Origin of the sequence: Sphingobacterium phlebotomi, assembly GCF_008180195.1 — a bacterium.
Taxonomy (GTDB): Bacteria; Bacteroidota; Bacteroidia; order Sphingobacteriales; family Sphingobacteriaceae; genus Sphingobacterium; species Sphingobacterium phlebotomi.
In genome coordinates, this window is record NZ_VTAV01000014.1 from 117,258 (window position 1) to 129,399 (window position 12,142).

Genomic DNA, 12,142 nt, shown 5'->3' on the forward strand with positions numbered 1-12,142 from the left:
ATAATTATACAATAAAATTCCATCCAAACGGGTCATCAATTTTGCCGTAACGAAGCTGATTTAAATAATCCAATACTTTGTTGGAAAACGCTCTCCCTTCCACTGGAGGTAATTCGTAATCTTGTCCTTCATAGCCAATTCTGGAGATATGCGTAACCGTCGCTGCGGTTCCGGCCGCAAATGCTTCTGATACACGGCCGTCTTTAATACCATCAATCAATTCCTGTACGGAAACCTTACGCTGCTCGGCTTTGTAACCCCATTTTTCGGCAAGTTCCATAATCGTACGGCGGGTAACGCCATGTAAAATCGTATCACCATGCGGTGTAATAATCGTATCACCGATACGGAAAATCAAATTGGCTGTACCTGCTTCCTCCACATATTTATGTTCATTGGCATCTGTCCACATGATTTGGTCATAGCCTTCGTCGTTTGCCAACTGGGTAGGGTATAAAGAAAGCGCATAATTTCCTGCGTTTTTCGAAAATCCAACACCACCTTCTGCGGCACGTGTATAATATGTTTCCACTTTTAAGCTGATCGGTTTGCTGTAGTAAGCACCTACCGGACAAGTAATGATGGCAAAGGTATACGACTTAGATGGATGAACACCCAATGCCGCTTCCGTTGCAAACATAAAGGGACGGATATAGAGGGATGTGCCTTCTTGTGATGGAACCCAATCACGGTCTACGTCTAATAGTGTTCTCAGTCCGTCCATAAAAATTTCTTCCGGAACTTCCGGCATCTGAAGACGTTTCGCAGATTTGTTGAAACGTTCCCAGTTTTTATCCGGACGGAATATGCTTACTGCTCCATCAGAAAATTTATAGCCTTTAATTCCTTCAAAAATAGCTTGGCCATAATGCAAGGCAGACATCGATGGATTGACGGTAAACTCTCCATAAGGGACGACAGCCACATCCTGCCATGCTCCGTTATCATACGTGGCAACTAACATGTGGTCAGACATGATTGCACCAAACTTCAAATTGCTGAAATCTACTTGCGAGAGTCTTGATTCTTTCGTTGGCTCTACGCGAATGGAATAGGTATTCGTATCGCTCATCACATTAAAATTTTTAATGTGTGCAATTTAGGAAAAAAGTATGAATATAATTAAGCATTCATTATTTTCAACAATGCTTCAAGATAGGTTCTTTCATTCGCGAGGCGGGGAACTTTATTTTGACCGCCGAGCTTCCCACGGCTTTTCATCCATTTATAAAAGGTATCCTTTTCAGCACAATGGATAATGGGGTAAGCTAATGCTAAATCCTTGAAGCGCTTGGCATCATAATCCGAATTGATTTCCCGTAGGGTGTTATCTAATGCGTCGCAGAACTGTTTAAAATCATGGGGTTGTTTCTCGAATTCAATAATCCATTCATGCGCACCTGCCTCCCCGTTTCTGAAATAAACAGGACCAGCCGTATAGTCGCGGATAATGGCATCCGTTGCGCGGCAAGCTATTTGCAGTGCATGCTCCGCATTATCCACAATGAGTTCTTCCCCGAAAGTATTGATATAGTGTTTTGTACGTCCGGATATTTGAAAGCGATAAGGCGATACAGAGGTGAATTTAATAGTATCTCCGATTTTATAACGCCATAATCCGGCATTCGTGGATATGATTAAAGCATAATTCTTTCCAATCTCTACCTCGTCTAATCGCAGTGTTGGTGGATGTTCTTCGTGAGCGTGTTCCATGGGCAGAAATTCGTAGTAAATACCATAATCCAGCATGAGGAGGAGATCCTCTGAATCCGATTGGTCCTGTAGACCAAAATATCCCTCAGAAGCATTGTAGTTTTCGAGATAATACATGTCATCCGAAGGAATCAGTTGTTTGAATAGATCCCGATACGGTTTGAAACTTACGCCGCCATGTCCATAAAATTCGAGGTTAGGCCATACTTCCAGGAGATTGCTTTTTCCTGTTATTTCCAATATTCGCTTTGCCATGACAATATTCCATGTTGGAACGCCCGCTAGGCTAGTGACATTCTCCTTAATGGTAATCTGGGCAATTTGTTCGATTTTTTCTTCAAAATTCGGATTTAAAGTTACTTCCAGGTTAGGTGTACGTTTAAATTCTGCCCAGAAAGGGAGATTTCGAATAAGAATAGAAGACAGATCACCATAATAAGAATCTGGGCTGAAGTTATTAATCTGAGAGGATCCTCCAATCACAACCGACTTTCCCGTAAAGACTTTATTTTCTGGTTTGTTATGGCAATAAATAGAGAGCATATCTTTCCCGCCTTGATAGTGGCAATCTTCTAAAGCCTCCATACTCACGGGGATAAACTTAGAGCGATCTGAGGTGGTGCCCGATGATTTTGCAAACCATTTGATATCGGAAGGCCATACTAAGTTTTGTTCCCCTTTGATCATGCGGTCCACATACCCTTTAATATCATCATAGTCTTGAATCGGAACGCGATCTTTATATTGTTCCGGTGTCAGGATGCTGTTGTAGTCGTATTTTCTACCCCATTCCGTTGCTTCCGCAGTGGAAATCAAACTTTGAAACCATTCTTCCTGTACATCATGGGGATATTTCATGAAAAGCTCAATCTGATGAATGCGCTTTTTCATAATCCATGTGAAGAGAGAATTTAGTAATGCCATATGTAAAGGATCCCGTTCGCTAATTTTATAGTTTTTTCCTTCTCAACTCAAAATGACGACCCAAATAAAATTTACGAGCTAATTCATTATCTGCGATTTCTTCGGGAGTTCCCGTCAACATAATCTTTCCCTCGGTCAGCAGATAAGCTCTATCGGTGATGGACAATGTCTCTTGTACATTATGGTCGGTAATCAGTACGCCAATGTTTTTCCGTTTGAGTTTAGAGACAATCGTTTGTATCTCTTCCACCGCGATAGGGTCGACACCGGCAAAAGGTTCATCCAATAAGATGAAATGTGGATTCGCAGCTAACGCCCGGGCTATCTCCGTACGACGTCTTTCTCCTCCTGATAAGAGATCTCCACGGTTCTTGCGGACTCTATGTAAACTGAATTCTGTTAATAGCTCTTCCAGTTTCTCCAAGCGTTCTTCTTTATTTTTATAGTGTATTTCTAGGACGGCAAGGATGTTGTTTTCTACGGATAGCTTTCGGAATACCGATGCTTCTTGTGCCAGATAACCGATTCCCTTTTGCGCACGTTGAAACATAGCATCTTGTGTGATTTCTTGGTTATCTAAAAAAACATGGCCGTCGTTTGGTTTAATCAATCCCACAATCATGTAGAAGGAGGTCGTCTTCCCGGCGCCATTAGGGCCTAGTAATCCGACAATTTCGCCTTGTTCGACATGGAAAGACACATCATTAACAACTGTTCGTTGTTTGTATTTTTTGATTAAATGTTCTGCCTTTAAAATCATCTGTTACGTTAACCGTTTGATTACAAATATATTTTAATATCGTATTGCTTTGATATTTAATTGCAAATTCTTTTTACCCCGCCAATTATTCTCTTCAATAGTGTAACAGATATCAAATGGATGCCCTGCATTAATATGGTTTATGTATTCTGCTAGCCCGAAACCTATACAATCGAACGACATGGAGTCTTCTTGCTTTATCGATATTTTGATGTGATTTGTGCCGACGATATATCCGGATCCTTGTACTTTACGCGTGAGAAGAACAGGAGCTTCGTTCTGTGGACCAAAAGGTTCAAATTGCTTTAATAGACGGTAAAATTTGTTGTCGATGTTTTTAAGATTTAGCTCCGTTTCTATGCGTACTTCCTGTTGGAGCATTTCGGGTGTAATACTGTTTTGTACTACTGCTTCGAATTTTTCTTGAAATGCCGGTACATTTTCTACGCGCATCGTGAGACCCGCTGCATATTTATGTCCGCCATACTGATCTAACAAATCTGCACATTCACTCAACGCTTCATAAAGGTCAAAACCCAATACGGAACGTGCCGAACCGGCAATATGCCCATTGGTTTGTGTGAGTATAACTGTTGGTCGGTAGTACTTTTCTGTCAAGCGCGAAGCCACAATGCCGATCACGCCTTTGTGCCAATCTGCTTTAAAAAGCACAGTGGATTTGCGTTGTTTTAATACCTCATCGTTATCAAGGATATCCAACGCTTCCTCGGTTATCTTGAAGTCAAAACCTTTGCGCACGGTATTCTGGTCATCAACAGTCGTCGAATAAGCTTCGGCCTCTGCCAGCGATTTTGAAATCAATAGTTTCACGGCATCTTTTGCATGTTCGATACGTCCGGCGGCATTGATACGCGGACCGATCTGAAAAACGATATCTCCTACGGAAAAATGTCCACTTTTATTGGAGGAGAGGTTAATGAGTGCTTGGAGTCCACAGCTGGGGTTGGTGTTTAATTTTTTGAGTCCAAAATGAGTAAGTACCCGGTTTTCTCCTGTAATCGGTACAATGTCTGAAGCAATGCTCACAGCCACCAAATCAAGGTATTGGTAGGCAAGCTGCGTATCCATGTCGTTTTTTTGAACAAAAGCTTGGATTAATTTAAAACCTATACCGCATCCCGATAGTTCTTTGTAGGGATAGGGGCAATCAACCCTTTTAGGATCCAATACTGCCACGGCGTCTGGAATAGTGCTGCCGGGCAAATGATGATCCCCAATGATGAAATCAATCCCTTTAGCTTTTGCATAATTGATTTTTTCAATGGCTTTAATACCACAATCTAGCGCAATAATCAAAGAGAAGCCATTTTCCGCTGCATAGTCAATCCCTGTGAAGGAGATGCCGTACCCCTCTAGGTATCGGTCGGGGATATAAAATTCCAACCCCGAATGGAAGTCACGAAAAAAACTATAGACAACCGAAACAGCAGTAGTACCATCGACATCATAATCGCCGTATATCAAAATTTTTTCCTTGTTGCCGATTGCTCTTTCAATTCGGGATATGGCTTTATCCATATCTTTCATCAGAAAAGGATCGTGTAATAAATCAAAGCTCGGGCGAAAAAAATGCTTGGCCTGCTGATAGGTTTCGATATCACGGTTAAGAAGTAGTTCTGCTATTACAGCGTTTATACCCAACTCATCACACAGTTTGTTGGTTTTTTGAACATTGTTTTTTGGCTTAACCACCCATCTTTTTTGCATATCGTTGCCGTTGTATTAACGTGTAAATATACATTTTGTAAATGGGTTTACCTAATAAGGAAGGCGGTTTGGGATATTTTTGTTAGTTTTGCTTGAGACAAGTGTTCTGAGGAATACGAACGTTGTATTTAATTTTTTTGCTATGTCAATAGTTAGAGAAAGCGACTTGATTGGTATCGGTAAGAAGTACCAAATTGAGACGGAAGCTGGTGACCAAATGGTAGTTGTTATCCACGATGATGGCAAACGCGAACTTTATCGTTTTGAAAGTGACGATAGTGAGACACATTGTGTTATGACACTTTCGGATGAAGAATCCCGCCAGGTAGCGGGTATTATCGGAGGGTTGTCGTATAAGCCGAAAGCGTTGGAGACCATGGAACTAGCATTGGACGATTTGCGGATTGAATGGTACAAAGTAGGGCCTTCTAGCGATGGTGTCAACAAAAGTATCGGGGAATTGGGAGTCCGGCAACGTACAGGAGCATCGATCATCGCTGCTATCAAAGAAGAGGACACGATCATTAATCCTGGCCCAGACTATGTAATTACACCGGAAACCACATTGGTAGTTGCCGGAAAGAAAGCGAATATAAAATTATTGAAAGAAATCCTAACATCCTAAATTCACCCTATGCTATCACATACCTTAATATTAGAAGTTGGTATCGCTGTATTGCTGGTCGCCATTGTTGGTTTGCTGGCAAACAGGTTGCGATTTTCGGTGATACCATTTTTTATAATAATCGGTATGGTAGTTGGTCAACATGCCCCTCAATTTGGACATATTGACCTCACGTTTACGGAGAGCAAGCCTTTTATAGATTTCATGGGGCGCTTAGGGGTACTTTTCCTGTTATTTTACTTGGGACTGGAATTTTCCGTAGGAAGATTAATGCAGTCGGGGAAATCCATTGTTACCGGAGGAATGATTTACGTGTTCCTGAATTTTATATCGGGTGTATTGATCGGGTGGCTCATGGATCTTCCTTTTAAAGAAATGATGGTGCTATGTGGCGTGATGACCAGTTCCTCCACCGCAATAGTTGCGAAAGTACTGACTGATTTAAAGCGGACAGCGAATCCCGAAACCGAAATTATCATGGGAATGATTATGTTTGACGATTTGTTTATCGCTATGCATATATCTTTTCTTTCGGGTTTGATTCTAACCGGAGGCACGTCTTTTTGGTCTGTGTTAGGGACATCCTTACTAGCGCTAGGTTTTATTCTGACGTTTTTGATACTCGGTAGGAAACTTGTTCCTATTATTGATAGGTTGCTACAGGACAAATCGCCCGAGCTGTTTATCTTGATTATATTCAGCCTGCTGTTTATCATTGCGGGCTTTTCAGAAACGATACATGTGGCGGAAGCTATCGGCGCATTGATGGCAGGGCTGGTGTTTGCAGATTCCCGCTATATTAAGAAAATTGAGGGGATGATCGCTCCCTATCGTGATTTCTTCGGTGCGATGTTCTTTTTTAGCTTTGGGCTTTCTATTGATATGTACACCTTGGGCGGTGCTGTAGGATGGGCTACACTGGCTGCGGCCATTACCGTCGTTTGTAATGTGGCGTCAGGTTATTTTGCGGCAAGATTTTCTGGTAGAAAACCTAAAGCTTCATTTGATATTGGATTTACGCTTTCCGCGAGGGGAGAGTTTTCTATTATTATGGCAAATATTGGAAAAGCGGGGGGCTTGCTCCCCATCCTCCAATCTTTTGTTGTTGTTTATGTGCTTATCTTATCTATCGTGTCACCCTTATTGACGAAAGAGTCACGTACGTTGTGGAGTGCGCTGTTCGGAAAAGACGTTACTCCTCTAAAACAGAAAAAGACATTAGAACAATTGGAGGGGTCAGCTGGTAATATAGATACCTAGGCTTCTTGACTTTTGGATGCCTAGGTATAAGTAATATAGCTTTTTATAAATGATGTTTTTTTTGTAGGAAATCGGCGACAAAGGCATCGTCGTTTAATTCAGGATAATCTCTATACACGCGATCTATTTCTTCTTTTTGTCCAGGCGAAAGTACTTCGTTCGGATTAAGACACCAGACGCCTTTCATTAATCCTTGTCGACGGAGTACCTCGTGGATGCCCGGAATACAACCATGAAAATCATGTGCTGGGTCAAAAAAAGCAGCATTACTATCTGTGATGGCGATAGCTTTACGTAATAACGAGTTTGCCGTCTGATTTTGAGGGTTCTTTTTATATTCCTTTACTTCTTCCAGCAGTGTTACCGCTTTATTTGTCCATACAGCCCAATGCCCTAATAACCCCCCTTTGAAGTCGATGGTCACGTGCTTCTCGCCTATCGGAAAGCGATAGGTTGTCATTAAGTCGTTGACAATGTTATCATCATTTCCCGTATACATGACAATCTTGTCGTGACGACCGGAGTTGGCTAATGCACGCATGACGTCAAGTGTTTGGTAGCGGTTGAAAGAAGCACACTTGATAGCGACCACATTTTCGATTTTTACAAATTCGCTCCAGAATGCATAACTGAAAACACGGCCGCCAACGGAGGGTTGTAGGTAAAATCCAAACACCGGAATAACGGCCGCTACCTCCCTAACCCTATCCAATATAGCCGCTTCGGTCCAGTCCTGTAGTCCTCCCATACTCAATAATCCGATGTCATACCCGTAGTGGATAGCGGTATGTGCTTCTTGAATAGCTTGCTCCGTTGAACCACAGATACCGGCGATCTTGACAAACGGTCCCTGTAAGGTTGCTTTCGCTATCTCTTCACTTGTCCATTTTAAAACCGTTTCGAATAAGTTGAACTCGGGATCTCGAATTTCAAATTGTGTGGAGTGTACCGCCACTGCGATACCACCCGCACCACTTGCTATATAATATTGCGTTAAAAGACGTTGATGATATTCGTTTATGCTTCGATCTTCATTTAATGCCAATGGGTGGGCAGGAATGACTACGCCAGCCCATAAGTGCTTTACAAGCTCTGCTGATAGTTTTTTCATTAGAATTTCCCCTTTCTTTCTTGAAAATGTGTGTCTTTGTTCCATAAATCTCCACCTTCTATGAGCCATTTCGCGGTGATATCAATAGCTTCGCGGATTGTCGTCTTCGGATATCCAAATAAGCGGTGACATTCAGATGCGTTGTTGAGCAAAGCGGTTTCCGCTGCCTGATTCACGAATGTTGGTGTTATGTTGAAAAGCTCTCCAAAACGTTCTGCAATCCAGCGAGTAGATAATATTTCCGGCCCGGTAACATTTAATATTTTAGCAGGAGATGTACAATGTAAGAGTGAGCGCAATGCGATCTCGTTGGCATCACCTTGCCAGATTACATTGACGTTTTGGCTGGTTAAATCAATCGGACGTTGTTCTTTGACAGCTTTTGCGATTTCTACTAATACGCCGTAACGAAAATCAACTGCATAGTTCAACCGATAGATAAGTGTAGGTGTTCCATTCTTTTTAGAGAAATATTCAAATATACGCTCTCGCCCAAGGCATGATTGTGCATATTCTCCGATGGGTTCGGGTGTTGTTTCCTCTGAAATGCCGCCATCGGTCACGGGGACAAAGGGCAGTACATTTCCCGAAGAAAAAGCAACTATGTTTGATGCTTTGAAATGAGAAGCGACCATACCTGGTAAAAAGGTATTCATGGCCCAGGTGAAGTTTTCATTGCCTGTTGTGCCAAATTTATGTCCTGCCAAATAGATGATGTTCGGTATCTGGGGAAGTTTTTGTAACTGACCTTGATCTAGCAGGTCACATGCAATTGTTTCGATTCCCAGTATATTCAAAGATTGTTCTACGTTCTTATCCGAAAATCGAGAAACACCGATAACCTTTTTTTCGATTCCGGCCGCTCGTATTGCCCGTACCGCCAATGTTGCCATACTTGGCCCCATTTTCCCTCCGATACCCAAGAACATAATATCACCCTGGATTCTTTGTATGTCAGCAATCAACGCGGCCGAGGGTGCTAAGAGATCTTCTTCAAGTTGTTTTAAATTTCCGTAATGCATATGTTGTTGTTTAAGTTAACAGATCGTGTGCATTGCTAATGGCAAGTGTAACGAGCATAAGCAGTCCGAGCATTGCCCAGGCTTTGGTGAGCGGGTTATTCCTATGGTTACCCATAATTTTTTCGTCGTTTGCTATCAGGAACATGAGTGTTCCAATAAAAGGAACAAGAAAGATGGTAATACTTTGTGCAAAGACAATCAGTTCTAACGGGAGCTTTCCGAATACAAGGGCTATAATAGAACCAAAAATCATGACAAGTGATATGAAGAACTTCACTACGGGATGATCAAGATTGTTGCCATAGCCGAACGTATCACCCAGTAATGATCCGCCTAATACGGCGTTTCCAATCAAAGAAGAAAAAGAAGCGCCGAATAATCCGATAAAAAAAAGATACGATGCATAGGATCCCAAGAGTGGTTCGAGTGCTTTGCCCATATCAGCCGCCGAATTTAACTGTATACCCAATGGATGAAGTGTGTTGGCGGCAGATATCATTACAGCCGCACTCATAATACCTAAAAGCAGGATGCCCACACGGCTTCCTTGTCGTTGACGTCCAGCATTCTGGGGTTCTTTAGATAATTTCCGTCTAGCTTGTACGAGATAACTTTGATAAAATGCGCCGACTACAGAGAAGCATGACGCTATAAATGCGATAATCAGTCCGAGGGAGGCTGGAGGAATTGATGGAATAAACCCCTTTATGAATACAGATATAGGCGTTTGTACCATAATTGCGGTAGATAAAAAAGCGAATAGCATCAATATAATAAAAGCTAACATCAGTTTTTCTAGCATACGGTATAATGATTTGAAAAATAACAGCAAGATGCCCATAGCATTAAAAACAATAATCCATAGCTTCGGATTCGTTCCTGTCGCCTCGGAAATGGCTATGGAGACACCCGTAGCATTCCCCGATTGAAAAGATGTAGCTACCAAGAAGATTCCCAACCCGATGACAATGGAGGCTATTTTTCCAAATTTACTGCGAATTAATTTCAACAGCGTTTCGTTTTGCGCTATGCCGATTCTGGTGCCCATATCGGTAAACACCATCATGAAAAAGATAGCAATGACAACAACCCATAAAAGGGAAAGGCCATAATCTGTTCCCATTTTGGATGTGATGGTCATTTTGCTCGGACCAAAGACAAGCGCCGCTGTAATGATGCCTGGGCCTAAGATGGAGAACCAATTTTTAAAAAAGCTTTCTTTTTTACTATTGTTGTTTTTCATGGAGAACTACCTTAAAGACGTTAATGAACTGGATTCGATTTTGCCTGCATTGTTACCAAAGTTCGTGCGGATATAATTTGCAATCGTGATGATTTCCGCGTCCGTTAAGAAAGAAAAACCCGGCATAGCCCCTTCATATTTAATGCTTTCCATGTTTTTTTCTTGCACACCGTGCAGAATAATTTGTAAGAGTGCCTTTTCGTCGCCATTGACAGTATTGGACTTTGCTAGGGGCGGAAATGTATTCGTCAATCCCTCCCCGTCACTTTTGTGGCAGGATGTGCAATACGCCTCATATAAGGCGTGTCCGTCTTTAGCCGCCGGTTGTGTATCGACGCTTTGTGGATGTAAAATAGGAGCATGGGTTTTCTCACTGACGCGCAATCGGTAAATCACATCGTCCTCTTGCTTGGGAAAACCCTTTTGTGGGTTCCAATCTCTATTGCTAGAACAAAAATAGATGTCACCATTAGGCAAGGTGATGACAGACCGTAATCGACCGAGCTGGTCTTGGAATAGAACCTGTTCGTCAATAATACGATGACCGTCGTCCGATAGCGATAGGATGCGGAGCGACTGGTTTTTTAATGTTGTCAGTAATAAGCTTTTTTTCCACTCTGGAATAACATCTGAACCGTAATAGGCTAATCCCGCGGGAGCGACGACCGGTGTCCAAGATTTAATCGGTTCTTCAATAGCCAACGTTTTCACTTTTGCTTTTTCCTTTTCTGTATCAATCATTCCTTCGATAAGTGGCCAGCCATAATTTTTAAGTGGAAGGATGAGATTGATTTCATCTTCAATTGCATCACCATGTTCCGAGGTGTAAAGGATGCCTTCAGTGCTATACGTCAAACCTTGCATGTTTCTAAAGCCCCATGCGTATACATAGCTGTTGGCAATAGGATTATCCTTTGGGATACTGCCATCCAGATTAAGTCGTAGTATTTTACCATTAAGAGATGTGCTATCTTGGGCATATGTATCTGTTGCTGCATCTCCGGTAGCCCAATAAACCTTTTTGTCGGGGGATATGACTATTCGGGAACCGTTATGTCCGGTATTTCCCGGAATTTGCAATAACTGTACAGGATTTGATAATCTGCCAGTCGGGTTATAGTTATAACGATAAAGATTTGAAAAAATTGAACTATCTTTTTTACTGGTATAGGAAAGGTATAGATAGGCCTGCTCGTTTTCTGGTTGATAAAGCGCCATGCCCAATAGGCCTAATGTCCGCTGCTGGTAAACATCTGGTATGCTATCTATCAATAAAACCTGTTTACTTTTTATGTCGAGTCTGCGGATAGCTCCTCCAATCTCGGAAAATAAAATGGCATCGTTAATACGGTCATATTGTAGATCCCAAGGGACGTTGAGGTTTGTTGCTTCTTTTGTTAATGATAGGATGCTATTCTCCAATTGAATGCTGTTCATTACAGGGAGCTCTTTTTCAGATCCCTGCCTGCAGGAGAAAAGAAACAAGATTATGGTAGTGAATCCAATATATATATTTTGTGGCTTCATATGTTGGTTTTAATAAGACCCCTAACAAAAAGAAAATCCCATACCTTTTATTTTTTTGTTATTGCTTTGTGCGTTGGTTTGTATGGTGTGTTTCTATTTTTATTAATTTAACCAAATCTATAATATTTAAAATTAATATACAAAAAATAATGTTTTTTGTATACAAATATTAGTTGTAATCGGTTTGACTTAATCAAAATAACGATTCCTTAACTAAGTGATGTTTATT

At 41.6% G+C, this 12,142-nt stretch carries 10 protein-coding genes; 2 read left to right on the forward strand and 8 right to left on the reverse strand.

Annotated features, from left to right (window positions below; translation table 11 throughout):
- Positions 1-4: 4 nt before the first annotated feature.
- Genes FXV77_RS17035 through recJ form a run of 4 tightly spaced genes read right to left on the reverse strand, consistent with a single transcriptional unit; the run spans position 5 to position 5,125 of the window.
- Entirely contained in the window at positions 5-1,072 is a 1,068-nt protein-coding gene (locus FXV77_RS17035; RefSeq protein WP_148920443.1) for a branched-chain amino acid aminotransferase, read from the reverse strand.
- A 50-nt stretch (positions 1,073-1,122) separates the two neighbouring features.
- Positions 1,123-2,637 carry a GH3 auxin-responsive promoter family protein gene (locus FXV77_RS17040; RefSeq protein ID WP_148920444.1) on the reverse strand — a complete coding sequence of 505 codons (1,515 nt, stop codon included), beginning with the start codon at positions 2,635-2,637 and terminating at the stop codon, positions 1,123-1,125.
- Between the two features lie 25 nt (positions 2,638-2,662).
- Positions 2,663-3,397, reverse strand: a complete 735-nt coding sequence (gene lptB / locus FXV77_RS17045) for an LPS export ABC transporter ATP-binding protein (RefSeq protein WP_148920445.1) — start codon at positions 3,395-3,397, stop codon at positions 2,663-2,665.
- Positions 3,398-3,430: 33 nt separating this feature from the next.
- Positions 3,431-5,125, reverse strand: coding sequence for a single-stranded-DNA-specific exonuclease RecJ (gene recJ, locus FXV77_RS17050; protein ID WP_148920446.1), 1,695 nt, complete (start codon positions 5,123-5,125; stop codon positions 3,431-3,433).
- A 142-nt stretch (positions 5,126-5,267) separates the two neighbouring features.
- On the opposite strand from recJ, the gene FXV77_RS17055 reads away from it, so the two are divergent.
- Together FXV77_RS17055 and FXV77_RS17060 are read left to right on the forward strand one after the other, a co-directional pair.
- A complete protein-coding gene (locus FXV77_RS17055) occupies positions 5,268-5,750 on the forward strand; it encodes a cation:proton antiporter regulatory subunit (protein ID WP_148920447.1) in 483 nt (160 codons plus the stop codon).
- Between the two features lie 9 nt (positions 5,751-5,759).
- Complete coding sequence (locus tag FXV77_RS17060; RefSeq protein WP_148920448.1) at positions 5,760-7,010, forward strand: cation:proton antiporter; 1,251 nt, start codon at positions 5,760-5,762, stop codon at positions 7,008-7,010.
- A 43-nt stretch (positions 7,011-7,053) separates the two neighbouring features.
- On the opposite strand, the gene FXV77_RS17065 is transcribed toward FXV77_RS17060, so the two are convergent.
- Genes FXV77_RS17065 through FXV77_RS17080 form a run of 4 tightly spaced genes read right to left on the reverse strand, consistent with a single transcriptional unit; the run spans position 7,054 to position 11,823 of the window.
- Positions 7,054-8,121, reverse strand: coding sequence for a dihydrodipicolinate synthase family protein (locus FXV77_RS17065; RefSeq protein ID WP_148920449.1), 1,068 nt, complete (start codon positions 8,119-8,121; stop codon positions 7,054-7,056).
- Positions 8,121-9,143, reverse strand: a complete 1,023-nt coding sequence (locus tag FXV77_RS17070) for an NAD-dependent epimerase/dehydratase family protein (protein ID WP_148920450.1) — start codon at positions 9,141-9,143, stop codon at positions 8,121-8,123. Before FXV77_RS17070 ends, FXV77_RS17065 begins: the two co-directional genes overlap by 1 nt.
- A 10-nt stretch (positions 9,144-9,153) precedes the next feature.
- Positions 9,154-10,386: an Nramp family divalent metal transporter gene (locus FXV77_RS17075; RefSeq protein ID WP_148920451.1), complete on the reverse strand. Its 1,233-nt coding sequence runs from the start codon at positions 10,384-10,386 to the stop codon at positions 9,154-9,156.
- 6 nt (positions 10,387-10,392) lie between these two features.
- Positions 10,393-11,823, reverse strand: a complete 1,431-nt coding sequence (locus FXV77_RS17080) for a PQQ-dependent sugar dehydrogenase (protein WP_246162503.1) — start codon at positions 11,821-11,823, stop codon at positions 10,393-10,395.
- Between the last annotated feature and the right edge of the window lie 319 nt (positions 11,824-12,142).